The 26,250-nt window shown below is 75.8% G+C and carries 20 protein-coding genes, 1 pseudogene and 1 riboswitch; of the genes and pseudogenes, 1 reads left to right on the top strand and 20 read right to left on the bottom strand.

What is annotated here, in order from left to right:
- Window positions 1-54 precede the first annotated feature (54 nt).
- The 15 genes and pseudogenes from ACN267_RS07325 to ACN267_RS07255 form a co-directional block, all read right to left on the bottom strand.
- Window positions 55-939 (bottom strand): annotated as a pseudogene (locus tag ACN267_RS07325) (sirohydrochlorin chelatase); the annotation flags it as partial.
- The gene (locus tag ACN267_RS07320) at window positions 936-1,529 is read right to left on the bottom strand and encodes a precorrin-8X methylmutase (RefSeq protein ID WP_421488250.1); all 594 of its coding nucleotides are present in this window, start codon (window positions 1,527-1,529) and stop codon (window positions 936-938) included. The pseudogene ACN267_RS07325 and the gene ACN267_RS07320, both read right to left, overlap by 4 nt.
- Window positions 1,530-1,575: 46 nt before the next feature.
- On the bottom strand, window positions 1,576-1,806 hold the full coding sequence (locus tag ACN267_RS07315) for a DUF362 domain-containing protein (protein ID WP_421488249.1): 231 nt from the start codon (window positions 1,804-1,806) through the stop codon (window positions 1,576-1,578).
- The gene (gene cobJ, locus ACN267_RS07310) at window positions 1,803-3,548 is read right to left on the bottom strand and encodes a precorrin-3B C(17)-methyltransferase (RefSeq protein ID WP_421488248.1); all 1,746 of its coding nucleotides are present in this window, start codon (window positions 3,546-3,548) and stop codon (window positions 1,803-1,805) included. Before cobJ ends, ACN267_RS07315 begins: the two co-directional genes overlap by 4 nt.
- Entirely contained in the window at window positions 3,545-4,882 is a 1,338-nt protein-coding gene (cbiE, locus tag ACN267_RS07305) for a precorrin-6y C5,15-methyltransferase (decarboxylating) subunit CbiE (RefSeq protein WP_421488247.1), read from the bottom strand. Before cbiE ends, cobJ begins: the two co-directional genes overlap by 4 nt.
- Window positions 4,879-6,030, bottom strand: coding sequence for a cobalt-precorrin-5B (C(1))-methyltransferase (locus ACN267_RS07300; protein WP_421488246.1), 1,152 nt, complete (start codon window positions 6,028-6,030; stop codon window positions 4,879-4,881). The genes cbiE and ACN267_RS07300 overlap by 4 nt, the downstream gene beginning before the upstream one ends.
- Entirely contained in the window at window positions 6,027-6,854 is an 828-nt protein-coding gene (cobM, locus tag ACN267_RS07295; protein WP_088646742.1) for a precorrin-4 C(11)-methyltransferase, read from the bottom strand. Before cobM ends, ACN267_RS07300 begins: the two co-directional genes overlap by 4 nt.
- A complete protein-coding gene (gene cobI / locus ACN267_RS07290; protein WP_421490394.1) occupies window positions 6,851-7,585 on the bottom strand; it encodes a precorrin-2 C(20)-methyltransferase in 735 nt (244 codons plus the stop codon). The genes cobM and cobI overlap by 4 nt, the downstream gene beginning before the upstream one ends.
- 68 nt (window positions 7,586-7,653) lie before the next feature.
- Window positions 7,654-9,027, bottom strand: coding sequence for a cobyrinate a,c-diamide synthase (locus tag ACN267_RS07285; RefSeq protein ID WP_421490393.1), 1,374 nt, complete (start codon window positions 9,025-9,027; stop codon window positions 7,654-7,656).
- 80 nt (window positions 9,028-9,107) lie between these two features.
- On the bottom strand, window positions 9,108-9,719 hold the full coding sequence (gene cobO, locus ACN267_RS07280; protein ID WP_204960586.1) for a cob(I)yrinic acid a,c-diamide adenosyltransferase: 612 nt from the start codon (window positions 9,717-9,719) through the stop codon (window positions 9,108-9,110).
- On the bottom strand, window positions 9,719-12,070 hold the full coding sequence (locus tag ACN267_RS07275; protein WP_421488245.1) for a VWA domain-containing protein: 2,352 nt from the start codon (window positions 12,068-12,070) through the stop codon (window positions 9,719-9,721). Before ACN267_RS07275 ends, cobO begins: the two co-directional genes overlap by 1 nt.
- Complete coding sequence (cobN, locus tag ACN267_RS07270; protein ID WP_421488244.1) at window positions 12,067-15,816, bottom strand: cobaltochelatase subunit CobN; 3,750 nt, start codon at window positions 15,814-15,816, stop codon at window positions 12,067-12,069. Before cobN ends, ACN267_RS07275 begins: the two co-directional genes overlap by 4 nt.
- Window positions 15,817-16,123: 307 nt before the next feature.
- Window positions 16,124-16,253: riboswitch (cobalamin riboswitch) on the bottom strand.
- Between the two features lie 659 nt (window positions 16,254-16,912).
- On the bottom strand, window positions 16,913-17,248 hold the full coding sequence (locus tag ACN267_RS07265) for a hypothetical protein (protein WP_088646738.1): 336 nt from the start codon (window positions 17,246-17,248) through the stop codon (window positions 16,913-16,915).
- Window positions 17,249-17,339: 91 nt separating this feature from the next.
- Entirely contained in the window at window positions 17,340-18,239 is a 900-nt protein-coding gene (locus ACN267_RS07260) for an aldo/keto reductase (RefSeq protein ID WP_204960583.1), read from the bottom strand.
- A gap of 73 nt (window positions 18,240-18,312) precedes the next feature.
- Window positions 18,313-19,554 (bottom strand): MFS transporter, encoded by a 1,242-nt coding sequence (locus ACN267_RS07255; protein ID WP_281897078.1) that lies wholly within the window; start codon window positions 19,552-19,554, stop codon window positions 18,313-18,315.
- Between the two features lie 214 nt (window positions 19,555-19,768).
- Here ACN267_RS07255 and ACN267_RS07250 point away from each other — a divergent pair, with 214 nt between their 5' ends.
- Window positions 19,769-20,605: an AfsR/SARP family transcriptional regulator gene (locus ACN267_RS07250; protein WP_255554024.1), complete on the top strand. Its 837-nt coding sequence runs from the start codon at window positions 19,769-19,771 to the stop codon at window positions 20,603-20,605.
- Between the two features lie 24 nt (window positions 20,606-20,629).
- Here ACN267_RS07250 and ACN267_RS07245 read toward each other — a convergent pair whose 3' ends face one another.
- The 5 genes from ACN267_RS07245 to ACN267_RS07225 form a co-directional block, all read right to left on the bottom strand.
- Complete coding sequence (locus ACN267_RS07245) at window positions 20,630-21,889, bottom strand: MFS transporter (RefSeq protein WP_421488243.1); 1,260 nt, start codon at window positions 21,887-21,889, stop codon at window positions 20,630-20,632.
- 175 nt (window positions 21,890-22,064) lie between these two features.
- Window positions 22,065-22,523, bottom strand: a complete 459-nt coding sequence (locus ACN267_RS07240; RefSeq protein WP_204960579.1) for a thioesterase family protein — start codon at window positions 22,521-22,523, stop codon at window positions 22,065-22,067.
- Complete coding sequence (locus tag ACN267_RS07235; protein ID WP_204960578.1) at window positions 22,520-23,701, bottom strand: acyl-CoA dehydrogenase family protein; 1,182 nt, start codon at window positions 23,699-23,701, stop codon at window positions 22,520-22,522. The genes ACN267_RS07240 and ACN267_RS07235 overlap by 4 nt, the downstream gene beginning before the upstream one ends.
- Window positions 23,702-23,713: 12 nt before the next feature.
- On the bottom strand, window positions 23,714-25,069 hold the full coding sequence (locus tag ACN267_RS07230; protein ID WP_204960577.1) for an aspartate aminotransferase family protein: 1,356 nt from the start codon (window positions 25,067-25,069) through the stop codon (window positions 23,714-23,716).
- Complete coding sequence (locus ACN267_RS07225; protein WP_204960576.1) at window positions 25,066-26,208, bottom strand: 3-oxoacyl-ACP synthase III family protein; 1,143 nt, start codon at window positions 26,206-26,208, stop codon at window positions 25,066-25,068. The genes ACN267_RS07230 and ACN267_RS07225 overlap by 4 nt, the downstream gene beginning before the upstream one ends.
- Between the last annotated feature and the right edge of the window lie 42 nt (window positions 26,209-26,250).

Below are 26,250 nucleotides of genomic sequence, written 5' to 3'. Positions count from 1 at the left end.
GCCGTGGCCGCCGTGCCCGCCGTGGCCGCCGTGCCCGCCGTGGCCGTGCCCGCCGTGGCCGTGATGGTGGTGGCCGTGGCCGTCGACCGGGTCGTCGGGGTGGTCGTGCGGGGTCTGCGGGCGGCCCACCTTGTCGGCGAAGCCCGGCATCAGCACCCGGTACGCGCAGGTGTCGCAGTTCATCCGGATGTCCCCCCGCACCGCCTCGGCGTGCCGCTCCAGCACCAGGTCGGCCAGGGCGTCGCAGTCGCCGATCAGGTCGGCGACCCGGACGTCGAGGTCGGGATGGTCGGCCGCGTACGCCTGCGACTGGGCCACGATCCGGTCCGGCAGCACTCCGGCGAACAGGAAGTACGGGGCGACCACGATCCGGCGGGCGCCGAGCCGGCGCAACCGGTCGAGCACCGCCGGCACGGAGGGCTCGGCCAGCGAGATGAACCCCGGTTCCACGCCGGCGTAGCCGCGCCCCTCCCACAGCAGCCGGGCCACCTTCGCCACCTCGGCGTTGGCGTCCGGGTCGGTCGCGCCCCGCCCGATCAGCGCCACCGAGGTGCCGGCCCGGTCGGCCCCGGCCAGCGCCGCGTCGATCCGTTCCTCCAGCACGCTGTGCAGCAGCGGATGCGGGCCGAGCGGTCGCCCGTACCGGTAGGTCAGACCGGTGTGGCGCTCCTGCTCGCGGGCCATCGCGGCCGGGATGTCCCCCTTGCCGTGACCGGCGGCCGTGAGCACCAGCGGCAACGCGACGAGCGCCCGGTGACCCTTCGCGACCAGCGCGGTCACCGCGTCGGTCAGCGGCGGGCGGGACAGCTCGATGAACCCGCCCTCGACGTCGCCGACGGCGGCCCCCGCCCGGTCCCGCACCCGCTCGACGAGCGCGGCGAATTGGTCGACCCCGGCCGCGCTGCGCGTACCGTGCCCGACGATGACCAGTGCGGTCATGTTTCCTCCAGGTAGAGCAGGGCGTTGAGGGCGGCGGCGGCGACCGCCGAGCCACCCTTCTCGCCGATGTTGGACACGGCGGGCAGGCCACTGGCCCGCAACGCCGCCTTGGACTCGGCGGCCCCGACGAAGCCCACCGGCAACCCGACCACCAGCGCCGGGTCGGCGGCCACGCCGATCAGTTCGACCAGTGCCGTCGGCGCGCAGCCGACCACCCAGACCGCACCCGGACCGACCCGGTCCAGCGCGATCCGCACCGCCGCCGCCGACCGGGTCAGACCCGTCTGCCGGGCCAGCGCGGCGGCGGCCGGTTCGGCGACCGGGCAGACGATCTCCCGGCCGGCGGCGGTGATCCCGGCGGCCACCATCGCCACGTCGGTGACGATCGGTGCCCCGGACCGCAGCGCGGCCAGCCCGCCGGCCAACGCCGCCTCGTCGCAGACCAGGTCGGTGACGTAGTCGAGGTCGGCGCTGGCGTGCACCACCCGCTCGACGACCGCCCGGGTCAGCGGCGGCAGGCCGCCCAGGTCGACCCGTTCCCGCAGGATCCGGTACGACTGCTGTTCGATGGGGTGGACGACCCGGCTCACCGCGCACCTCCCGGGGTGGGCCGGCGGCTGGCCGGGTGGATGCTGGTCATGGTGCTCCTCGACGGTCGGTGGCGACCCGGATCGCGTCCACCGGGCAGATCTCCAGGCACTCCAGGCAGCCGGTGCAGCGGTCGGCCCGGACGGTCAGGCCCCCGGGCACCGGGCGGATCGCGTGGGTGGGGCAGGTCAGCAGGCAGGCCCCGCAGCCCTGGCAGGCGTCGATCACCACCGGCGGCAGCACCCCGACCGGGGCGGGCACCGGCACCGCGGGGGTCATCCGCGCCACCGGTAGCCCCGGGGGGTGACCATCCGGCCACCGACCAGCCGGGTCTGCGAGCTGCCCACCACCACCAGCCCGTACATGTCGACCACGCTCGGGTCGAAGGTGGCCAGGGTGGCCAGGTGGACCTGCTCGTCGGGGCGGCTGGCGTTGCGGACCACCCCGACCGGGGTCTGCGGCGGGCGGTGCGCGGCGAACGTCGCCAGCACCGCGCCGAGCTGCCAGTCCCGGGCCCGGCTACGCGGGTTGTAGAGCAGCGCCACCAGGTCCGCCTCGGCGGCGGCGGCGACCCGCCGTTCGATCACCGCCCACGGGGTGTGCAGGTCGGACAGGCTCAGGTAGACGTGGTCGTGGCCGATCGGCGCACCGAGCAGGGCGGCGGCGGCCAGCGCGGCGGTCACCCCGGGCACCCCGACCACGTCGATCCGCTCGTCGGCGTACTCCAGGGCGGGGCTGGCCATCGCGTACACCCCGGCGTCGCCGGAACCGACCAGCGCGACGGCGTGCCCGGCGGTGGCCTCGGCGACGGCGCTACGGGCCCGTTCCTCCTCCGCGCCGAGCCCGCTGGCGAGCACCCGGGTGCCCGGTCGCAGCAGGTCACGGACCTGGTCGACGTACTGGTCGAGACCGACGACCACGGCGGCCCGGCGCAACTCGGCCACGGCGCGCGGGGTACGCAGGTCGGCCGCGCCGGGGCCCAGGCCGACGATCGCCAGCCGGCCACGCGGGGTGTGCCGGGCGACCGCGACGGTGGCCATCGCCGAGGCGGTCTTGGGCACCAGCAGGGTGCCGCCGTCGCGCAACGCCGCCGCCTCGGCGACGCTGGGCGTGCCGACGGCGGCCCGGACGACCTCGCTGGGGTGCGGCACGTCCACCGCCGAAAGCTCCGCCGCCGGCCAGGTCCGCAGCGGTACGCCGAGCGCGTCGGCGGTGGCCCGGATGCCCTCCTCGTCGGCCTTCACGTCGACGCTGGCCAGGCAGCGCAGGCTGGCCGGGCTCAACCCGGCATCGGCGAGCGCCCGGTGCAGCAGCGCGTCGACCTCGGCGGCGGCCACCCCCCGGCTGGAGCCGACCCCGGCGACCAGGGACGGGGGTCGCAGCACGACGGTCCGGTCGTCGACCGGCACGATGCGGTCGGTCACCAGCACCCGGTACCCGTCCTGCGGGTGTTCCCCGGTGGGCGGTCCGGGGTGGACGTTGGGCGGCAGGGCGGGCAACGGCCACACCGCGTCGGCGACCAGCCGGACCGGCTCGCCGTCGAGGATCGCCCGGGACACCGCGGCCACCGCACCCTCGACCGGCCAGCCGAGGGTGTCCAGGCCGGGCAGGTCGACCGCGTCGGTGGCGGTGGTGACCACCGGCCGGGCGTCGAGCAGCGCGGCCACCTCGGCGGCGAGCGGGTTCGCGCCCCCGGCGTGTCCGCCGAGCAGGGCGACGGCGTGCCGGGCGGCCTCGTCGACCACCACCACCGCCGGATCGGTGCGCTTGTCGCCGAGCAGCGGCGCCAGCACCCGGACCACCGCGCCGGTGGCCAGGAACACCACCACCGCGTCGCACGTCGTCCAGGCGGTCCGCAGCGCGTCGGCGACCCCGTCGGCCTCGACCAGCCGGGCGTGCGGCCAGGCGGCGGCCAGGGTCCGGGCGTGCCGGCGGCCGGCGGCGGTGGCCGCGACGAGCCCGACCCGGTGCGGGCCGGTGCCGGGGGTGTCCCGGTGCCGGTGTGGTGCGGTGGTGGTCACGGGCGCTCCCCGGTGAGGACGACCACCGGGTTGGTGGCCGCGAGTCGGACGGACCCGCCGGGCAGGTCGGCGAGGCGGGCGGCGGCGAGCTGGCTGCCGGTCACCGTGTAGCCGGCGGCGCGCAGCAGGTGCACGGCCGGGGCCACCCGGTCCAGGGCGGCCAGGGTGACCACCACCCGGTCGGGGTGGCGGTCGGCGACGGCGGTCAGCACGTCGGTCCCGCCACCGCCGACGAAGACGGCGTCCGGATCGGGCAACCCGGCCAGGACGGCCGGCGCGTCACCGGTCACCACCCGGACGTCGACGCCGTGCCGGGCGGCGTTGCCGGCGACCGGTGCGGTGGGATCCCGTTCCACGGCGATCACCGCCGCGCCGAGCAGCGCGCACTCGATGCCGACCGAGCCGCTGCCCGCGCCGACGTCCCAGACCAGTCGACCGAGCCGGGGCCGCAACCGGGCGACGGCCAGCGCCCGCACCTCGGCCTTCGTGATCATCGAGTCCCGGTGCCGGTACGCGGACTCGGGCAGCGCCCAGCCCCCGGCGGGCGCGGCGGCCGGCTGGTTGTCGCGGCGCACCGGCCCGACAGTGCCACCGCACCCGGCCGCACCACCCGCACCGGCGGGCGTCGCACCGGGATCGTCGGCCGCGCCGGCAGGCGTCGTACCGGCGTCGTCGGCCGCAGCGGCGAGGCTGAGCACGACGTGCGGGTCGGCCCAGCGGCGGCCGGCGGCCTGCTCCGGGGTGACCCGGGTGACCCGCTCGGTGGGGGTGCCGAGGTGCTCGGCCACCAGCAGGTGGCGGGACCAGCCGGCCAGCCCGGCCCCGAGCTCGGCGGCCCCGGCGTCCGGCGCGGTCAGCACGGCGACGGCGGGCAGTGCCCGGCAGGCATTCAGCGCGGGGCCCAACTCCCGGCCGTGGGCGGTGACCACCACCGCGCCGTCCCAGTCGAGCCCGGCGCGGGCGAACGCGGCGGCCACGCTGGACACCGCCGGCAGCACCCGGACCGGCAGCCCGGCGGCGCGCAGCCGGCGTACCACGCCGAACAGGCCGGGGTCGCCGCTGGCCAGCACCACGGCCGCAACCCCGGCGGCCTGCGCGGCGGCGAGTCGCGCCAGCGCCGGGGCGAGCGGGCCGAGGGTGACGGTGTCGACGCCGGCCGGCACCGGCACGGCGGCCAGGTGCCGGGCCGCCCCGACGACCAGCCCGGCCCCGGCCAGGGCGGCGAGCGCCGGTGGCGGCAGTGGCCGGCCGGCCGCGTCCATCCCCAGCACCACGACCGGCTCCGGCACCCCGACGACCGGGGCCGGGCCGGGGAGCGGCTGCGGGCGCGTCACGCCGGCCACCGGCCGGAGGAAGCGACCAGGCGCTCGCCGGTGAAGTCGACCATCGCCACGTCGACGGTGAGCGTCGGCCCGGCGAAGCGGCGCAGCACCTGGCGGACCCGGGCGCAGAGCAGGTCACCGGCGGGGCGCAGCAGCCCGGCGGCCTCCCACAGCTCGTAGGCGTGCCGGCCGGTGTTCGCCGCCGTCACCGCCGCCACCAGGTCGGCGTCGCCACCGGCCTCGGCGGTGACCGCGCCGAGCAGCGACAGGTCCACCTTCGACCGGGTGTAGTGGGTCATCAGGATGCCGGCGGCGAGTTTGGCCAGCTTGCCGGCCATCCCGACGAAGACCACCCCGGTCATCGCGTCGCCCACGGCGGCGGTGACGGCCGCGCCGGTGAAGTCGCCGACCTCGACGAAACACACCTCGGGCAGCTCCGGCAGCAACGCGCGGGCGGCCCGTTCGGTGCGCCCGCCGGTGCACAGCACCACGGTCCGCTGCCCCTGGGCGGCCATCACGTGCACCGCCTGCACCACGCTGGCCCGCCAGGAGGCGGTGGAGAACGGCCTGACGACGCCGGTGGTGCCGAGGATCGAGATGCCGCCGACGATGCCGAGCCGCCGGTTGGTGGTCTTGCGGGCCATCACCTCACCGCCCGGCACGCTGATCACCACCCGGACACCCACCTCCGCCAGGTCGACCACCTCGGCGACGGCCTGGCCGATCATCCGGCGGGGGGTGTCGTTGATGGCCGGGCCGCCGACGGCGAGGCCGAGCCCGGGGCGGGTGACGGTGCCGACGCCGTCCCCACCGGCGAGTTCCAGGCCGGGCCGGGGCCGCCAACCGACGGTCGCGGTGAGGTGCGCGCCGTGGGTGACGTCCGGGTCGTCCCCGGCGTCCTTGACCACCACCGCCTCCGCCGTCGGTTCGGGCCGGGCGGTCAGGTCGCAGCGGGCCACCGCGAAGGTCACCCGCCGGCCGGCGGGCAGCCCGATCTCCACCTCCCCCGGGGGCACGCCGGTGACCAGGGCGGTCACCGCCGCCTTCGCCGCCGCCGTCGCGCACGCGCCGGTGGTCCAGCCGGTACGCAACGCCACCGGCCGGACCTTCGCGGTACGCGGCAGGTCCGGCTCGCGCAGCGGCGGCTCGGCGTACGTCACGGGGTGGCGTCCTCCACGGCGGCGCGGGACCGGCGCAGCTCGGCGCGGGCGGCCGGCTCGGCCCGGCGGAAGGTGTGGAAGTGCCCGGGGTGGTAGAGGTGCGACCGGGTGCCGGTGGCGGCCAGCGCCGGCCCGACCAGGAACAGGGTGTGCTTCCACAACCGGTGTTCCTTGACGGTGGCCGCCAGGTCGCCGAGGGCGCACCGCACCACCAGTTCGTCCGGCCAGGTCGCCTGGTAGGCCACCACGACCGGGGTGTCGGCCGGGTAGCCGCCGGCGAGCAGTTCGGTCTGGGCCTGCCCGGCGCGGGCGGCGGACAGGAACAGCGCCATGGTGGTGCCGTGCCGGGCGAAGTCGCGGACCCGCTCCCCCGCCGGCATCGGCGTCTTGCCGCCCTCCAGCCGGGTGAGGATCACCGACTGGGCCACCTCGGGGATGGTCAGTTCCCGGCCGACGATGGCGGCGACGGCGGTGAACGAGGACACCCCGGGGACGATCTCCACGGCCAGGTCGAGGGCCCGGCACAGGTCGAGCTGCTCCTGCACGGCACCCCACAGCGCCGGGTCGCCCGAATGGATCCGGGCCACGGTGAGCCCGTCGGCGGCGGCCCGCCGGTACAGCGGCAGCACCCCCTCGATGGGCAGCTGCGACGAGTCGACGATCTCGGCGTCGGGGCGGGCGTGGGCCAGCACGTCGGCGTGCACCAGGCTGGCCGCCCAGATCACCACGTCGGCGTCGGCGATCACCCGGGCGGCGCGCAGGGTGAGCAGGTCGGCGGCGCCGGGCCCGGCCCCCACGAACCACACCTTTCCGGTGGACGTCACAGTTTTCCTCCCCGCCGGTCCCGGCGGGCCGGGACCAGCAGCGTCGACAGGTAGGGCAGCTCGTCGTCCGGGCCGACCGGCCCGATCCGCTCGTCGGGCAGGCCGAGGCCGCAGCCGAGCACCGCGTCGTCGAGCCGGTCGTACCGGCGCAGCTCGTCGACGAGTTCCCGGTGCCGTCGCCAGCCCTTGTAGACCACCACGGTGCCGGGCCCGGCGAGGGCGTCGGCGACCGGTGCCGCGCCGGCGGTGGCCGGCAGCAGGGTCAGCGGCTCCCGCCCCTGGCACAGCGGGACGCCGCTGCGCGCGGCCAGCTCCTGCATGGCGGTCACCCCGGGCACCGTGCGCAGCCCCACCGCCGGCCGTAGCGCGCGGACCCCGTCGGCCAGGTAGGTGAAGGTGGAGTAGACGTTGGGGTCGCCGATGGTGGCGAACGCGACCGAGCGGGCCCCGGCGTCGAACGCGTCGACGACGGCGCGGGCGGCGGCGTCCCAGGCGGCCTCCCGGCGCGCGGTCACCCCGCCCCGGTCCTCCAGGGCGAACGGCAGTCGGCGCAGCCGGTCCGCCGGCACGTGCGCACGGACCGTCGTCTCGGCCCGGCCGGGGGGCGTCGCCGGGTCCGCCGCCAGCCGGTCCAGCACCGGTACGACCACCAGGTCGGCCTCGGCCAGCACCCGCACCGCCTTGAGGGTGAGCAGTTCCGGGTCCCCCGGTCCGACCCCCACCCCGGTCAGCGTGGCGGGGCCGGCCGGCGCGTCCCGGCCCGTGGCGGCGACGGGCGGGTGGTCCGCACCGAGGCCGGTCACCGGGCCGCCGCCTCGACCAGCCGGCGGGCGGCCCGGGGGTGACCCGCCCAGTGGGTGTGCAGGTAGGAGGCGTGCACCTGCCCGGTGACGAACCCGTGGGCGGTGTCGTCCCAGTGCCAGGCGGGCCGGTCGCCGTGCCCGGGGTCGGTGACGGTGCGGTGGAACTCGTGGCCGCGTACCCGGTCGCCGGCGGCGTGGACCGGGGAGTCGGTGGCGGCGACCGCGTCGCGGTAGCCGAGGGTGAGCCGGCCGGACATCCGGGCGTGGTGGTCGAGCCGCCCGCACATCGGCACCCCGTCCAGGGATCGGCCGAGGTAGAGCAGCCCGGCGCACTCGGCGACCACCGGCCCGGTGAAGCCGGCCAGCTCGGCACGGAGCCCGGTGTTGGCGCTCAACGCCTCGACGTGCACCTCGGGGAAGCCGCCACCGATGACCACCGCCCGGGTGCCGGCGGGCAGGACCGGGTCACGCAGCGGGTCGAACGGGGCCACGGTCGCGCCGGCGGCGGTGAGCAGTTCGGCCGTCTCGGCGTACGAGAAGGTGAAGGCCGCTCCGGCGGCGACCGCGACGACCGGACGGCCCCCGCCGGCCGGGCCGCCGACGGCGGTGCCCGGGTCCCAGGCGTCCACGGTCAACGGTGGGGCGCTGCGGGCCAGGTCGAGCACGGCGTCGAGGTCGACGGTGGACGCGACGAGCCCGGCGAGCGCGTCGACGACGGCCAGTGACTCCGGTGCCCGTTCGGCGACCGGCACCAGCCCCAGGTGCCGGGCCGGCGCGGCCACCTCGACGGCCCGGGTCACCGCCCCCAGCACCGGTACGCCCACCTCGGCGAGCGCGTCGCGCAACAGGGACTCGTGCCGGGGCGAGCCGACCCGGTTGAGGATCACCCCGCCGACGCGTACCGCCGGGTCGAAGGCGCGCATGCCGAGCACCAGCGCGGCGGCCGAGCGGCCCTGCGCGGTGGTGTCCAGGACCAGCAGCACCGGCGCGTCGATCAGCGTGGCGACGTGCGCCGTGGAGGCGTAGCCGCCCCGGCCGACCGCCCCGTCGTGCAGCCCCATCACCCCTTCGACCACGGCGACGTCGGCGGGGGTGGGGACGCTCGCGCCGTGCCGCAGCAGCGGGGCGATCAGCTCTTCCCCGACCAGCCACGGGTCGAGGTTGCGGCCGGGACGGCCGGCGGCGAGCGCATGGTAGCCGGGGTCGATGTAGTCGGGGCCGACCTTGTGCGGGCTGACCGTGAGACCCCGACGGCGCAGCGCGGCGAGCAGCCCGGTGGCGACCGTGGTCTTGCCGTGCCCGCTGGCCGGGGCGGCGACCACCAGCCGGGGCAGCACCCACGGGCCGGTCGGTGGGGCCGACGGCGGCACGCCGGGCGCGGTGCCACCCGGGTGACCGGCCGGCGCGTTGCCCGGCGGGCGGCGCTGGTCGGTGCGGCGGCTCGGTCCGGTCACCACTCGATGCCCTTCTGGCCCTTCTGGCCGGCGTCCATCGGGTGCTTGACCTTGGTCAGCTCGGCGACCAGGTCGGCCGCCTCGACCAGCCGCGGGTCGGCGTCCCGGCCGGTGATCACCACGTGTTGGAAGCCGGGCCGGTGGGTGAGGGTGTCGACCACCTCGTCGACGTCCACCCAGCCCCACTTCATCGGGTAGGTGAACTCGTCCAGGACGTACAAGCCGTAGCGCTGGGTGGCCAGGTCGCGCTGGATCTGCCGCCAGCCCTCCAGGGCGTCGGCGGCGTGGTCGGCGTCGCCGCCGCGCTGGATCCACGACCAGCCCTCGCCCATCTTGTGCCAGGCCACCGGCGCACCCTGCCCGGTGTCGGCGTGCACCTGGCCCAGGGCCCGGAAGGCGTTCTCCTCGCCGACCCGCCACTTGGCGCTCTTGACGAACTGGAACACCCCGATCGGCAGCCCGGCCGTCCAGGCCCGCAGCGCCAACCCGAACGCGGCCGTCGACTTCCCCTTCATCTGCCCGGTGTGCACGATGGTCAACGGGCGGTGCCGTCGCTGCCGGGTGGTCAACCCGTCGGCGGGGACGTGTTCCGGCTTTCCCTGCGGCATCAGCGCACGCTCCGATTCGCTCCGACGGTGGCGAGCCCGGCCAGCGGGTCGGCGGTGACCGTGTCCAGGCGGTGGTGGGCCGCGCCCAGCTGACCGGCCAGCCGGTGGGCCAGGTGCAGCCGGACCGGGCCGGACTCACAGTCCACCACGACGCAGGGCGCGCCGGTGGCCGCGAGCACGGCCGCCGCGCGTGCCGACCGGTCCAGCGGCCGGTGCCCGGCGGTGGCCCGGCCGTCGGTGACGACCAGCACCAGCGGACGCCGTCGCGGGTCCCGCAGCCGCTGCACCCGCAGCAGGTCGGCGGCGGCGAGCAGCCCCTCCGCCAGCGGGGTACGCCCGCCGGTGGGCAACTCGGCCAGCCGGGCCGACGCGGCCAGCACCGACGAGGTCGCCGGCAGCAGCACCTGCGCCCCGGTACCCCGGAAGGCGACCACCGCCACCGTGTCCCGCCGCTGGTAGGCGTCGGTGAGCAGGGCCAGCACCGCACCCTTGACCGCCGACATCCGCTGCCGCGCGCCCATCGAGCCGCTGGCGTCGACGACGAACAGCACCAGGTTGCCCTCGCGGCCCTCCCGGACCGCCTCCCGCAGGTCGTCGGGGCGCAGCAGCAGCGGGCCGCCGCACCGGCCCCGCCCGGCCTGGTGCGGGGCGGCGGCGCGCAGGGTCGCCGGCAGGTGCACCGCCGCCGGCCGACCGGTGGGCACCCGGGCCCCGGTGGTCCGCCCGCGCCCGGTCCGCGCCCGGGAACGCCGGCCGGGCACCCCGTCACCCACCCCCGGCGCGGTGAACAACCGGGCCGTCAACCCCCGCTGCGGTACGGCCACCGAGCCGACGCCCGCCGGGTCACCCGGGTTGGTGGTGCCGCCCTGGTCGGGTCGCCCGGGACGGGTGCCGGCGTGCTCGGCCGACCCGTCGTCGGGGCGTCCCGACCGGCCGTCGGCGCGGGGCCCGCCGTCGTCGTCCGGCCCGCCGTCGTCGATGCGGTCCGGCCACCGGTCGTCCCCGGACTGTGGGAAGGCCGGACCGGTCCGGGCGCGCGAATGCTCGTCGTGGCCCGGCGGACCATCGGCGTCCTGCGGCCCGCCGGTGTCATCCTGCGGCCCACCGGCGTCGTCGGGTGACTGCGGGCCCGACCCGTCGCCGGGGCCGCCCGCCGAGGGGCCGCCCGACCCACCGGGGCCGGCACCGTCCGGCCCGCCGGTCGGGTCACCCGGACCGGCCGGCCCGGTGTCCGGCGGATCGTCGTCGGGATGCTCGTCGCGGGCCCGCTGCAACGCCTCATCGAGGCGCTTCTCGTCCAGGCCCGGGGTGTCGAACGGGTCACGGCGACGGCGGTGCGGCAGAGCGAGCCGGGCGGCGACCCGGACGTCGTCGGCGGTCACCCGGTCCCGGCCCTGCCAGGCCGCGTGCGCGACGGCGGTCCGGGCGGTGACGATGTCGGCGCGCATCCCGTCCACGTCGAACGCGGCGCAGACCTCGGCGATCTGCCGCAACGCGGCGTCGGGCAGCAGCACCCCGTCGAGCCGGCCCCGGGCGGCGGCCACCCGGGCGGCGACCTCGGCGTCGGCGGCGGCCCACCGGGCGGCGAACCCGACCGGGTCGGCGTCGGCGGCGAGCCGACGGCGCACCACCTCCACCCGGACGGCCGGGTCCCGGCTGGCCGCCACCTCGACGGTCAGCCCGAACCGGTCGAGCAGCTGCGGACGCAGCTCACCCTCCTCCGGGTTCATCGTGCCCACCAGCAGGAACCGGGCGGCGTGACTGACCGACACACCCTCCCGTTCGACGTGGCAGCGGCCCATCGCGGCGGCGTCCAGGAGCAGGTCGACCAGGTGGTCGTGGAGCAGGTTCACCTCGTCGACGTAGAGCACCCCCCGGTGGGCGGCGGCGAGCAGGCCCGGCTCGAAGGCACGTACCCCCTCGGCGAGGGCCTTCTCCAGGTCGAGCGAGCCGACCACCCGGTCCTCGGCGGCGCCGACCGGCAGTTCCACCAGCCGGGCCGGGCGGCGCTCGACCGGCCCGGCGGCCGGATCCTCGTGCCCGCCCGCACCCGGGTGCGGGCCGTCCGGGCAGGTCGGGTCGGGGGCGGCCGGGTCACAGCCGAACCGGCACCCGGCGACCCGGTCCACCGGCGGGAGCAACGCGGCCAACGCCCGCACGGCGGTCGACTTGGCGGTGCCCTTCTCGCCCCGCACCAGCACCCCGCCGATCGCCGGGCTGACCGCGTTGAGCAGCAGCGCCAGCCGCATGTCGTCCATGCCGAGCACGGCCGAGAAGGGAAACCCGCTCACTGAGCTGGCCTCGGTTCGCGACTGCGGGGCTCGCAGACCCGGCTCACTCCTCGCGCTCACTGTCGCTCCTCCAGGTCGCCCTCGGTGGCCAGGTACGTCTCCCGCAGCCGGTCCAGGGTGGCGGGCTCGGGAGCCGCCCACAGGCCCCGGTCGGCGGCCTCCAGGAGCCGTTCGGTGATGCCGCGCAGCGCCCACGGGTTGGACCGCTCCAGGAACTCGCGGGTCTGCCCGTCGAACAGGTACGCCTCGGCGAGGCGCTCGTACATCCAGTCGTCGACGACCCCGGCGGTGGCGTCGTAGCCGAACAGGTAGTCCACGGTGGCGGCCAGCTCGAACGCGCCCTTGTAGCCGTGCCGGCGCATCGCCGCGATCCACTTCGGGTTGACCACCCGGGCCCGGAACACCCGCCGGGTCTCCTCACCGAGGGTGCGGGTACGCACGTCGTGCGGCATCGCCGAGTCGCCCACGTACGCGGCCGGAGCGGCCCCGGTGAGGTGCCGCACCATCGCCACCATCCCACCGTGGTACTGGAAGTAGTCGTCGGAGTCGACGATGTCGTGCTCGCGGGTGTCCTGGTTCTTCGCCGCCACCGCGATCCGGGCGAAGGAGCGTTCCATGTCGGCCCGCGCCTCCCGCCCGTCCAGGCCCCGGCCGTAGGCGTAGCCGCCCCAGACGGCGTACACCTCGGCGAGGTCGGCGTCGGTGCGCCAGTTGCGGGCGTCGATCAGTGGCAGCAGCCCCGCCCCGTACGCCCCGGGCTTGGAGCCGAAGATCCGGGCGGTGGCCCGCCGCTCGTCGCCGTGGGTGGCGAGGTCGGCGGCCACGTGCGCGCGCAGGTAGTTGTCCCCGGCCGGCTCGTCGAGGGCGGCGACCAGCCGTACCGCGTCGTCGAGGAGGGCGACGACGTGCGGGAACGCGTCGCGGAAGAAGCCGGAGATGCGGACCGTGACGTCGACCCGGGGCCGGCCCAGTTCCGCCACCGGCACGACCTCGACGCCGGTGACCCGCCGCGACCTGTCGTCCCACACCGGACGGCAGCCGAGCAGAGCCAGCACCTCGGCGATGTCGTCGCCCTGGGTACGCATGGCGCTGGTGCCCCACACGGTCAGCCCGACCGACCGCGGATACTCCCCGGTGTCGGCGAGGTAGCGGGCGAGCAGCGAGTCGGCCAGCGCCACCCCGACGTCCCAGGCGTTGCGGCTGGGGATCGCCTTCGGGTCGACGGAGTAGAAGTTTCGGCCGGTGGGCAGCACGTTGACCAGGCCCCGGGTGGGCGACCCGGACGGTCCGGGCGGCACGAACCGGCCGGCGAGCGCGCCGAGGGTGTGGGTGATCTCGTCGGTGGTGCGGTCCAGCCGGGGCACCACCTCGCGGGCGGCGAACCGGAGCACCTCGACGGCGTCGGGGCAGCCGTCACCGGTCACCTCGGTGACCACCGCGTCGGCCCGGTCGGCGTCCCAGCCGAGGGTCTCCATGCCCAGGACGAGCCGCCGGGCCAGCGCCTCGATCAGGTCCACCGCGTCGGCAGCGGTGACCGCCGGCCCGTCGACGACGTCGGTCAGCGCCGCCGGCACCGCCACCCGGGCCCCGGGCTCGGCGAGCAACGCCTGCTCGTCGAGGCCGTAGCCGGCGGCGAGGGCCTGCCGCAGGCCGGGCAGGGCCCGGCTGCCGCCCCACACCTGCGGGGCGCGCAGCACGGCCAGGACGAGGTTGACCCGGGCCTCACCGGTGGGCACCCCGGCCAGGACGTGCAGCCCGTCGCGGATCTGCACGTCCTTGACCTCGCACAGGTAGCCGTCGAGGTGCAGCACGAAGTCGTCGAAGTCGTCGGCGGCCGGCATCGCCTCGGTGTGCAGGTCGTGGTGGAGTTCGGCGGCGCGCACCAGCTCCCAGATCTGCCCCCGGACCACCGGCACCTTCGCCGGGTCGAGCGCCTGCACGGTGGCGTACTCGTCCAGCAGTTGTTCGAGTTTCGCCAGCTCGCCGTAGGTCTCGGCGCGGGCCATCGGGGGCACCAGGTGGTCGACGACGACGGCGTGCGCCCGCCGCTTGGCCTGGGTGCCCTCGCCGGGGTCGTTGACGATGAACGGGTAGACCAGCGGCAGGTCACCGAGGACGGCGTCGGGGGCGCAGTCGGCAGCCAGGCCGAGGCCCTTGCCGGGCAGCCACTCCAGGGTGCCGTGCTTGCCGAGGTGCACCACCGCGTCCGCGCCGAAGCCGCCGTCGTCGACCGGCGCGGCCAGCCACCGGTACGCGGCGAGATAGTGGTGGCTGGGCGGCAGGTCGGGGTCGTGGTAGATGGCGATCGGGTTCTCGCCGAAGCCGCGCGGCGGCTGGATCAGCAGGGTGACGTTGCCGAACCGCAGCCCGGCCAGGACGATGTCCCCGTCGTCGGTGTAGAGCTGACCGGGTGGCTCACCCCAGTGTTCCCGCATCCGGTCCCGCAGGTCGGCCGGCACCTGGTCGAACCAGCGCCGGTAGGTCTCCCCCGGCACCCGGGCCTCGGCCGCGGACAACTGTTCCGGGGTGAGCCACTCGACGTCGTGGCCCCCGGCGGCGATCAGCGCGTGGATCAGCGCGTCCCCGTCGGTGGGTGGTGGCGCGTCGCCGAGGTGGTACCCCTCGGCGGCGAGGGCGGCGAGCAGGCGGACCGCCGAGGCGGGGGTGTCCAGGCCGACGGCGTTACCGACCCGGGAGTGCTTCGTCGGGTAGGAGCTGAGCACGATCGCCACCCGCTTGTCGGCGTTGGGCAGGTGGCGCAGCCGGGCCTGCCGGACGGCGATCCCGGCGACCCGGGCGGCCCGCTCGGCGTCGGCGGCGTAGACCGACAGCCCGTCGGCGTCGATGCGTTTGAACGAGAACGGCACGGTGACGATCCGGCCGTCGAACTCGGGGATGGCCACCTGCATGGCCGCGTCCAGCGGGGACAGCCCGGCGTCGCTTGCCGCCCACTGCTCCCGGGTGCTGGTCAGGCAGAGCGCCTGGATCACCGGCACGTCGAGGGCGGCGAGCGCGCCGACGTCCCAGGCGTCCTCGTCGCCCCCGCCGGAGGCGTCGGCGGCGACCGTCCCGCCGGCGGCGAGGACGGTGACGACGAGCGCGTCGCAGCGGGCGAAGAGGTCCAGCGGCCCGTCGCCCGGGGTGAGCCCGCGCAGCGAGCCGCAGAAGATCGGCAGCGGTTCGCCGCCGGCCGTGTCGACCGCGTCGGCCAGGGTCTGCACGAAACCGGTGTTGCCGGCCAACGCGTGCGCCCGGTAGAACACGATCCCCACCGTGGGCCGCCCACCGCCGCCCTGCCGCCCGTCCGGTCCGGCCGCCTGATCCGCCTGGTCGGTCGGGTCTGACTGGGCGGTCGGGTCTGCGTGGGCGGTCGGGCGGCGCCGGTCGAGGATGCCGTACGGCGGGGTGGGGGTGGGCGGGTCGAAGCCCTCCCCGGTGAGCAGGACCGTGTCGGACAGGAACCGCGCCAGCTGGGCGAGGTTCTCCGCGCCTCCCTCCACCAGGTAGGACAGCGCTTCGGTGGCCACCCCGGAGGCCACCGTGGACGCCGCCATCAGCTCCGCGTCAGGCACCGCCTCGCCGCCGAGCACGATCGTGGGGACCCCTGAGCCGAGCACCGCCGCGAGGCCGTCCGGCCACGCCTGCCGCCCGCCGAGCAGCCGTACGACGGCCAGGTCGACCCCGTCGAGCAGGGCCGGTACGGCGGCCACGTCGACCCGGGTGGGGTTGGCGAGGCGGTAGTCGGCGGCACTGGCGCGGGCGGCGAGCAGATCGGTGTCGGCGGTGGACAGCAGCAGGATGCGCACGTGCAGCTCCGGAGAGTGACGTCCGGCTCGACCACGGGGCCGGGCCGAGCGGGGCGGGAGGGACGCCGGTCAGCGGCGGCGGAGGTCGACGACCCCGCCGACGGCGGGGCACCCGGACCGGCCGTCAGCGGTACGTGGCAGGCCGACCGCCCCGGCGACGGCCGGCGACGGTGGGAGCGGCGGGAGCACGCGGCGGCGCGGGCTCGACAGTGATGCGGAAATCACCGACCGTGATCGGGTCGGCAGTGACGCTGCGCGTCATCGGGTCCTCCTCGGGTGTCCACGCCCTGGGGTTCTCCGACGGCCGAAGTATCCTGGCTCCCGGATCGACGCTCACCCCCGGCCTTCCAACCGTGCACGCACGGTCGTGACCCACGAGGGGGGATCGCTCCCCGGTGACAGTGGCGGGACCGCGTCGGAATCGCACCGACTTCCTTCACTGCCGTCAGGCCGCGAATGCTGCCACACTCCTCACCCCGAGGTCAACGGCGGCCACCGGCCCCACGACGGCACCGGTCGGCCCCCATGGTGAGGCCGACGGCGATGGTTCGCGCTCGTCCAACGGGGCGCGGCCCGCACCCGGACGGCCCGCACCCAGACGGCCCGTCCCCGGTGGATCGTCCCCGGTGGCTGGCCGGCCCCTGGCGGTCGGGATACCTCTTTCACACGCTGTCGAGCTGATGACGTCAACGACTCGGACCGGCATGGTCGGGTCCGACCGGACGGTGGTCGGGCGGATAGCCCCGGCCACCCCACCGCCGCCGCAGCGCGGCCCCGGCCCGATGCCTCGGGCCGCGCCGCTCCGACGCCACCGGTCACCCCGTCCCGACGCTGCGTCACCCCGCACCGACACCGCCGGCCATCCCGTCACGGCGGTGCGGGTCGGCACACCCGGCAGGCCCCGATCCGTCATCGTCATCAGCTCGAAAGGACCCGCATCGACATACCCACACCGAGTGGCCGGCGGACCGCAGGCCGGCGCACGCGGCCAGCACAGGCCGTCGCCACCCTGGCCGCACCCCACGGACCCGCAGCACCCCCACGACCCCGCCGCACCCCACGACCCCGCCGCACCCCACGCACGGCTGGTGGACAGTCAGCGCAGGCGGCGCTCGGGGTGGGCCCGGTTCCAGGCCCGCATCCGCTCCGGGTACCCGGTCTTGGCCGCCTCGTACAGGGGCACCGCGTGCCGGTGGGCCAGCTTCGCCGCCGTCCGCGGGGAGCCGGTGCGGCGGCGGATCCACTCCCCGTCGTGCGCGATCGCCACCACGGTGGTGTCGGTGGCGGTCGTCTCGGGTTCGAGATAGAACTCCACCCCCCGGTGGGCGGCCACGAAGTCCGCCAACGCGGTCAGGTCGTCCCGGGTGGCCTCCCGGTCGAGCTTGGTCGGGATGCCCTCGTCAGCCCGGGTCCGTCGGCTGAACCAGCCCATCTGCCCGTTCCTCTCCTCGGCGTCCCTCCAGTGGACCACCCCCACCTGGAAGGGCGCTGCGAACCCGGTGACAGCCGGCTGAGCGGCCCGTTCACGCCCGGTCGAGGGCGGCCAGCTCGTCGGGGGTGAGCCGCAGCGCCCCGGCGGCGACGTTCTCGGCCAGGTGGGCCGGGTCGCCGGTGCCGGGGATGGCCAGCACGTGCGGGCCCTGGTGCAGCGTCCAGGCGAGGCGTACCTGTTGCGGGGTGGCGTCGTGGGCACGGGCGACGGCGCGTACCGCCGCACCGTGGTCGGTGCGGGCCCCACCTTCGCGGTTGCCACCGGTCAGGGAGAAGAACGGCACGTAGGCGATCCCCCGGGCAGCGCACTCGCGGACCATGGCGTCCTGGTCGCCGCGGTTGTCCAGGGCGTAGTTGTTCTGCACGCAGACCACCGGGGCGATGGTCTGCGCCTCGTCGAGGTGGTCGAGGCGGACGTTGGACAGACCCAGGTGCCGGATCAGGCCGGCGTCGCGCAACTCGGCCAGCGCACCGAAGCGTTCGGCCACGGAGTCCGGCGCGGGTCGTTTGACGATCCGCAGGTTGACCAGGTCGAGGTGGTCGCGACCCAGCCGGCGCAGGTTCTCCTCCACCTGGGCGCGCAACTGCGCCGGGCCGGCCTCCTCGTGTGTCCCGGTCGTCGGGTCGTCCCGGAAGCCGACCTTGGTGGCGATGACCAACCCCTGCGGGTACGGGGCGAGCGCGGCGCGGATCAGCTCGGTGGCGTACCGGGCGGGGCCGGTGCCGACCTTGAGGGTGCCGCCCGGCGAGACGTAGAAGGCGGCGGTGTCGATGTGGTCGATCCCCAGCTCGACGGCCCGGCGCAGCACCCGCAGCGCCCGCTCCCGGTCGGGGTGGGCGGTGAGCCGCATCGAGCCGAAGCCCATCCGGTGCACGGTGCGGTCGCCCAGGGTCCAGCGGCCCGCCGCTGCGGCGGTGATCTCGGTTGGCATCCGGCGACCCTAGCCAGCGGCGGCGGCCCGGCGTAACGGCCGCGCACCCGATACCGGAACGGGTCGGGGACTGTTAGTTTTTCTGTACTGGACCGGTGGGTGCCGACGGTCCGACACCGGCCGGTGGACGGGTCGCCGGCACCAGGCCTAGCGTCGGGATCAGCAGCAGCGGCACCACCAGCAGCGCGTGCAGGATGCCGACGTGGTCGCCGAGCAGGCCGAGCAGCGGCGGGCTGGCCAGGAACGACGTGTAGCCGAGCACCGCGACGACGCTGACCCGGGCGGGGGCGTGTTCCTCGTCGTCGGCGGCGGCGCTCATCCCGACCGGGAAGCCGAGCGACGCGCCGAGTCCCCAGAGGACCACCCCGACGACGGCGAGCGGACCGGAGCCGGCCAGCACCGCCAGCAGGGAGCCGGCGGCGGCCAGCAGGATCGTGCCGATCAGCACCGGCACCCGGCCCCAGCGGTCGATGGCCACGGTGCCGACGGTCCGGCCGATGGTCATGCCGGCGACGAAGACCCCGAAGACGGCGGCCCCGGCGGCCTCGCTGACCCCGTAACCGTCGACGAAGGCGACCGCCAGCCAGTCGTTGGCGCTGCCCTCGGTGAATGCCATCACCAGCACCAGCGCGCCGATGAGCAGGGTGCGCGGCTCCCGCCAGGCCGCGAGCAGGCCACTCCGGCGGGTCGACGCGGCACCGTCGGCGGTCGAGGCGGCCGGGGTGGGCAGGAAGTTGCGCGCACCGAGCACGGTGCCGCCGAACACCACCACCGCCAGCACCGTCAGATGTACGGTGATCGGCACACCGAGCCGAGCCGCGCCCGCGCCCAGCCCGGCACCGGCCACCGAACCGAGGCTCCAGGCGGCGTGGAAGCGGGGCAGGATGGTGCGGCCGAGCCGTTTCTCCACCGCCGCGCCCTCGACGTTCATCCCCACGTCGCAGGTGCCGGAGCCGTAGCCGAGGGCGAACAGGCCGACCGCGACGCCGGGCAGCGAGCCGAGCGGGGCGGCGACCCCCACCCCGGCCAGCCCCACCGCCACCAGCACGGTCGAGGCGACGACGGTGCGGGCCGGGCCGAGCCGCTGGGTCACCAGGCCGGCGCTGGTCAGCGCCAGCACCGCGCCGCCGGACATGGCCAGCAGCAGCAGGCCGAGCCGGCCGGCGCTGAGGCCGAGCGCGTCGCGGACCGCCGGGACCCGGGAGAACCAGGTCGCCACGGCGAGGCCGTTGAGGGCGAAGACCACCGCGACCCCGGTACGGGCGGCCCGTACCACCCGGGGTGCGACGGTTCGGTTCTCGGTGGCGGCGTTCACGGCGCGCGGTCCTCTTCCCCTGGGGTCGCTTTCCTGGTGTGGCCGTTTTCCCGGGCCCGGTGTGTCCCGTCCGGGCCGGACGTCCCACCGCTGATCTCACACCGCTTTCGTCACGGCCACAAGCGCGATGTGCTCCTTACCCCGGCGGCGCAGCCGAACGGAGATGGCGCGGCACCGTCATTATTGATCGACTAGCTTCAATTACCAACGGGGAATGACGGTACGGGGGCATGCGCATCGTGGGGGATTCGTGAAGTTCGGCATACTCGGAACATATGTGATACTTCCCGGGCAGAACTACTGCATAAATGCTCCCAAGCAACGCAATCTGATGGCGGTTCTGACAGTCAACGGAAATGTGCTCATCCCGGTGGAACGCCTGGCCCGGGAGGTGTGGCCCGACGAACCACCCGCCTCGGCCAGCAATCTGATCCGGCAGTACGTCTTCCGCCTCCGGCGCAGTCTGCCCCCGTCGGTGGGGCGGGCCATCGTCACCGGCCCGGGTGGCTACAAACTACGGTTGGCGCGCGGCGACGTCGACAGTCATCTCTTCGACGCCAACGTGGTACGGGGTCGTGCCGCCTTCGCGGCGGGCCGGCTCGACGAGGCGGTACGGGCCCTGTCGGAGGCGTTGGCCGCCTGGCGGGGGGACCCGCTCGCCGACGTCGACCCGTCTCCCTCGATCCTGGCCGAGACCCGGCGGCTGGGTGAGCGGCGGCTGCTCGCCATCGAGATGCGGGCCGACGCCTACCTGCGTCTCGGCTGGTACGACGAGGCCGTCGAGGAGTTGGCCGCGCTGGTCACCCTCCACCCCGAGCGGGAACGCCTGCGCGACATGCAGATGCGGGCGCTGTGCCAGGTCGGCCGCCGGGCCGACGCCCTCGCGGTGTACCGCGACCTGCGCCAGACCCTGGCCGACGGCGTGGGCATCGAGCCGGGGCCGGAGTTGCAGCGGCTGCACCGGCAGGTGCTCGACGGCGACCCGGCGCTCAGCGAGCCGCCGGTCCGCCGGTCCGCCGTGGCCGGATGGTCCGGGTCGGCGTACCGGTGAAGGGTCGACGTACCGGTGAAGGGGTCACCGGCCCCGGTCGGGGCGCGACGGCAGCAGCGTCGCCGCGAGGGCGAGCGCCGCCACCGCCAACCCTGCCCCGGTGACCACCGTCGCCGCACCCCAGCGGGTCAACAGGGGCGCCAGCAGCATGCTGCCCACGGCGAAACCCCAACCGATCGCCGCGTACTGGAGGGAGAAACCGGTGGCCCGGCGGTCCGCCGGCAGGACCCGTTCCAGGTGCAGCGACCGGGCCAGCACGGTCGGCCCCTCGAAGAACCCGGCGACGGCGTACAGGGCGAGCAGCGCGACGGCGTGCGGTCGCGCGACCACCGCGAGCGCGACCACCAGACCCAGCACCAACAGGGCGACGTCGGCCTGCCGCTGGTACCCGCCCGGCCAGCCGCGCAGGCTGTAGAGGACGCTGCCGAGGCCGGTCCCGATCGCGTACGCGGCGAGGGCCAGCCCGGCGAGCGACGCCTGCCCGCTACCGCTGAACAGCGGTACCGCCGCGACCGTCAGCACCCCGAGCAGGACCCGCAGCGCGGCGGTCAACGCCAGGGTGCGGGCCAGCAGGCGCAGCACCGGCAGGACCCGGCTGCGCCCGGTGGCGGGCCGGGCCGACGTCGGGTCGGGCAGGCGCAGGGCCGCCCCGGCGGCGATCGCGGCGGGCAACGCGGTCAGGCCCACACCGGCGGCGGGCGAGACGGCGGCGACGGTCACCCCGACCAGCACCGGCCCGAGTCCCCAGCAGACCTGGTTGAGCACCGTGTCCAGGGACAGCGCCCGGGGCAGCACGGCCGCGTCGACCAGGTGGGTGAGCATCGACCGCAGGCCGCCCGGGGCGCCGGCCGGCACCGCACCGGCCAACGCGACGAGGACGACCAGCAGCGCCGTGCCGCCACCGGTGCCGACCACCACGGCGGCGGCCAGGAAGAGCAGCGCCTCGGCGGCCAGGCACCCGGCCAGGACGCGACGCGGGTCCCACCTGTCGATCAATGCCCCGGCAGCCGGTGCCGCGACCGCCTCACCGATGGTGTGCGCGCCGACCAGCAGGCCGCTGAGCAGGTAGCCGTCGCTGAGCGCCCGGCCGGCGAAGACCAGCGCCAGCGGGGCCATCGCCACCGGCAGCCGGGCCCCGAAGGTGGCGACCGCCCAGCCCACCCAACCCGGCGAACGCAGGATCGCCCGCAGGGGTGTGCCGGCCCGACCCGAGAGGTCCACCTGCGACGTCGCCACCGACCCGCCCTTCCACAGCGCCGTCCACCAGAGACGAACAGTAGTCACCACCACCACCTCCGTTACCCCACCATCCCCCCCGCGCCCGCATGATCGAACCGCCCGCGTGATCAAGAGGTTTACGTCAGGAAATGCCGGGGCGGTGACGCAAACCTCTTGATCACGCGAGCAAGGGGGCGGGGACGGGCGCGGGGTCGGTGGGGACGCGCCTGGGTCTCGGGGGCTAGCTGTTGGGGGGTGCCAGTCGGCGGAGGAAGGCGTCCCGGTCGACGACCCGACGTCGGTGGGAGCCGTGACCGAGGACCGTCCCGGTCGGGCCGACCACGGTGAAGTCGACGTCGACGTCACGGCCCGCGACGGTGAGGGCGACCCGGTAGGTGACCGGCTCGCCACAGCCGGCCGCCGCCGCGTGGGTCAGGGTCACGCCGACGCCCACGGTCATCTCGCCGGCCGCCAGCACCGGTGCGAGCACCTCCACGCAGGTCTGTTCCATCAGGCCCAGCATGGCCGGGGTGGACAGGACCAGCAGGCCCTCGTTGCCCCACCGGGTGGCGCAGTCCTCCTCGCGGACCACCCGGGTCCGCTCCCCCTCGACCCGACGCCCCTCCCCCGCACCGGCAGCGCCCGTCGCGCCAGCGGCGTCGGGCCCGGTCACCCGGCCGGGGCCCGTCGGGGCGGTCACGCCGGCACCACCGGTACGTCGAGCGGGGCGGCGTAGCGGCGTACCACGTCCTTGTAGATGTTCTTCTTCTGCATCTCGGTGGTGCCGCCGGCGATCCGGATGGCCACGGCGTCGCGCAGGTGCCGCTCGATGCCGCCGGTACGGTCGTAGCCGGCGTGCCCGAAGATCTGCACCAGTTCCACGGTGGACCGGACCGCGCCCTCGGAGGCGGCCAGCTTGGCGCAGGAGGCGAGCGCGCTGTAGGAGTCGTCGCCGCGGACCAGCGCGTCGGCGGCGGCGTAGGCGAGGTGCCGGGCCGACTCGATGGTGGTCCGGATGCCGACGACCTTGTCCTGGATGAACTCGTGCTCGCCGATGGGGACGCCGAACGCCCGGCGTTCGGCACAGCGGCGCAGCACCACGGGGAGCAGTGCCTCCAGTTGGGCGGCGACAACGACGCCGTACATGAGACGGTCGAAGGCCAGGAACGAGTAGAGGGTGGCGAGCCCGTCGCCGGGTGGCCCGACGACGTCGGCCGGGCCGACCGGCACCCCGTCCAGGATGATCGGCCCGGTGGGGCTCGTCCGCTGGCCGAGCAGGTCCTCGGCTGCTCCGGTGTCGACACCGGGCCGGTCGCGGTCCAGCACGAACAGGGTGATGTCCCGGCTGCCGATGCCGTCGAGCCGGCCGACGATCAGCAGGTGGTCGGCGACGGGCGCGTTGGTGATGTGTGCCTTGTGCCCGGTGAGCCGCCAGTCGTCGACGCCGTGCACGCTGGCCCGGGTGCCGACGGCGGCGACGTGGGAGCCGCCGGCCGGTTCGGTGGCGGCGGTGGCGCCCACCGCGCCGCCGGCCAGCGCCGGGAGCAGCCGGCGGCGCTGTTCGGGGGTGCCGTGTTCGCACAGTACGTGCAGCAGGCCGGCGTGGGCGACGGCGGACAGTACGAAACCGGAGTCGTCGGCGCCCTGGGCGAGCCCTTCCAGGCCGGCCAGGAAGTCCCACAGGGTGCCCCCGTCGCCGCCGTGCTCGCGGGGCAGGTGGGCGGTCCAGAATCCCTCGTCGGCCAGCGCCTGCCAGGACTTGGTGTCGAAGACCCCGGCGCGGTCGCGCTCGGCGGTGCCGGGGGCGACGGTCGTCGCGGCGAAGCGGCGGAACCGTTCCCGGCGGGCGTGTTGCTCCTGCGTCCAGGTGATCTGCATCGTCGTGCCCTCTCAGCCGGCCTCGGTGATGTCGTGCAGGGTGAGCCGGACGGCGGCGGTGAAGGCCGCGACGTCGTCTCCGGTGGTGCAGGTGGTGACGCAGCCCATGCCCCGGGGGGCGATGATCACGCCGTGGTTGAGCAGGCCCAGGAAGAAGGCCTGTTGGCGGGCGGCGTCGACGGCGCGGACGTCCCGGAACACCTCGACCCGGCGCGGGCCGACGTGGATGTTGAACAGGGACCCGACGCCGGTGACGACGGCGTCGACCGACGCATCGGCGAACACCCCGGTCAGTTCGCGGCGCAGCAGGTCGCCGGTGCGGTTGAGCGCGTCGATGGTGGCCGCGTCGAGCTTGCCGAGGGTGACGATGCCGGCGGCGACGCTGAGCGCGTTGCCGGTGAACGTGCCGCCCTGGTAGAGCGCCGGGCCGCCGGAGCGGGAGTCGTACACGTCGGTGCCGCCCTGGGGTTCGAGCAGCCCCATGATGTCGGCCCGGCCGCCGTACGCGCCGATCGGCAGACCACCGCCGATGATCTTGCCCATGGTGGTCAGGTCGGGGGTGACGCCGTACGCCTGCTGCGCGCCGCCGTACGCCAGCCGCAGCGTGATCACCTCGTCGAAGACCAGCAGGATGCCCAGTTCGTCGCAGGTGGCCCGCATCGCGGTCAGGTACTCGGCGGTGGCCGGGATCATCCCGCCGACGCCGAGCACCGGTTCCAGCACCAGCGCCGCCACCCGGTCGGCGTGGGCGCGCAGGACCTGCTGCGACGCGGTGACGTCGTTGAACGGCACCACCAGGGTCTCCCGGGTGCGGGAGGCGGGGATGCCGCGCATCTCCGGCACGGAGGCGGGTGACCTGACGTCACCGGCGAGGTCGGCCGGTGGCCGTACGCTGATCATCACGTCGTCGGTGGTGCCGTGGTAGCCGCCCTCGGCCTTGGCGACCAGCGGGCGGCCGGTGAACGCCCGCGCCAGGCGCAGCGCGAACATCACCGCCTCGGTGCCGGAGCCGGTGAACCGGACCCGCTCCAGGCTCGGCACCCGCGCCACCAGCAGCGCCGCCAGCTCGGCCTCCAGGGTGCGGGAGAACGAGTGCGAGGTGCCGTGCGGCAGCTGCTCCCGGATGGCGGCGGTGACGTCCGGGTCGGCGTAGCCCAGCGGCAGGCCGGTGTAGTTGGCCAGGAAGTCGCGGTAGACGTTGCCGTCGACGTCCCAGACCGTGCCGCCGACCCCCCGGTCCAGGTAGACCGGGTACGGCGGCCAGGAGTTGAGGCTGCGGGTCGCCCCGGCCGGGATCATCGCGCCGGCCCGGGCGAAGTGTTCCTTCGAGCCGGGGGTGCGCTTGGCGTAGTCGGACAGGATGCTCATGCCGGTGGCTCCTCGTGGGTCGGCTGGCCGGCCGTACCGCCGGGCCAGGTGATCAGGGCGCTGCCCCAGGTCATCCCCCCGCCGAAGGCGGCGAGTAGGACCCGGGCCCCGGGGCGGACCCGGCCGGCGTCGATCGCCGCGTCGAGGGTGACCGGCACGGACGCGGCACCGGTGTTGCCGTAGTGGGTGCCGCTGATCGCCACCTGGTCGGCGACGAAGCCGAGTTCCTTGGTCACCTCGCGCAGCAGCCGCACGTTGGCCTGGTGCGGGACGAGCAGGTCGAGGTCGGCGACGGTCAGCCCGCAGGCGGCGGTGGCGTCGGCGACGAGTTCCGGCAGCTTGCGTTCGGCGAACGCGCGCACCGCCCGGCCGTCCATCGTGAAGTGGTGCCCGCCGTGGGCGACGGTGGCGGTGCTGGCCGGGGCGCGGCTGCCACCGGCGGGGATCCGGACCAGGTCGTGCTGCCGGCCGTCGCTGCCCAGCCGGGTGTACGCGATGCCGGCGGCGTCGGCCGAGCGGCCCAGCACCACCGCGCCCGCGCCGTCGCCGAAGAGCACCGAGGTGCGCCGGTCGGTGTAGTCGAGGATGCGCGAGTAGGTGTCCGCGCCGATCACCACGGCGTACCTGATGGTCGGGTCGCACCGCATGATCTTGTGGGCGACGTCCAGGGCGTAGACGAAGCCGGTGCAGACGGCGTCCAGGTCCATCGCGTACGCGCCCCACGCGCCGAGGTTGGCCTGCACCCGGCAGGCGGTGGCGGGCAGCGGCAGGTCCGGGGTGGAGGTGCCCAGGATGATCAGGCCGACCTCGGCGGCGTCGACGCCGGCCCGGTCGAGGGCCTGCCGGGCGGCGTGGGTGGCCAGGTCGGAGGTGGCCTCCCCGGGCGCGGCGGCCCGCCGTTCGTGGACCCCGGTCCGGTCGACGATCCAGTCGGCCGTGACGCCGAGCGCCGCGGCCAGCGACGCGTTGGTCACCACCTGCTCGGGCAGGCAGGCACCGGTGGCGAGGATGCCCGGCGTCGCACCCGGGGTGGGGGTGCGGTCGGCGGCGGCTCGGGGTCGGGCGGGAGTGGCAGCGGGCCATCGTGGGTCATGGCGGCTGCGTTCGGTCGGGCTTGCCTGTTCGGCGTCGGCATGCATGTCCCCAGGCTGCCGCCGGCGTGTTCGTTTTCCGTCGCCGCC

Source organism: Micromonospora sp. WMMD734, assembly GCF_049178975.1.
In the GTDB taxonomy this organism is placed as follows: domain Bacteria; phylum Actinomycetota; class Actinomycetes; order Mycobacteriales; family Micromonosporaceae; genus Micromonospora; species Micromonospora wenchangensis.
This window is presented reverse-complemented; position numbering and strand designations above follow the sequence as displayed.

Bases quoted from the DNA above. Each gene is read 5' to 3' on its own strand.
- ACN267_RS07315 (WP_421488249.1), bottom strand. From the start codon at position 1,806: ATGACCCCCGCGGTGCCGGTGCCCGCCCCGGTCGGGGTGCTGCCGCCG.
- cobO (WP_204960586.1), bottom strand. From the start codon at position 9,719: ATGCCGCAGGGAAAGCCGGAACACGTCCCCGCCGACGGGTTGACCACC.
- ACN267_RS07265 (WP_088646738.1), bottom strand. From the start codon at position 17,248: ATGGGCTGGTTCAGCCGACGGACCCGGGCTGACGAGGGCATCCCGACC.
- ACN267_RS07260 (WP_204960583.1), bottom strand. From the start codon at position 18,239: ATGCCAACCGAGATCACCGCCGCAGCGGCGGGCCGCTGGACCCTGGGC.
- ACN267_RS07250 (WP_255554024.1), top strand. From the start codon at position 19,769: ATGACGGTACGGGGGCATGCGCATCGTGGGGGATTCGTGAAGTTCGGC.
- ACN267_RS07235 (WP_204960578.1), bottom strand. From the start codon at position 23,701: ATGCAGATCACCTGGACGCAGGAGCAACACGCCCGCCGGGAACGGTTC.
- ACN267_RS07230 (WP_204960577.1), bottom strand. From the start codon at position 25,069: ATGAGCATCCTGTCCGACTACGCCAAGCGCACCCCCGGCTCGAAGGAA.
- ACN267_RS07225 (WP_204960576.1), bottom strand. From the start codon at position 26,208: ATGCATGCCGACGCCGAACAGGCAAGCCCGACCGAACGCAGCCGCCAT.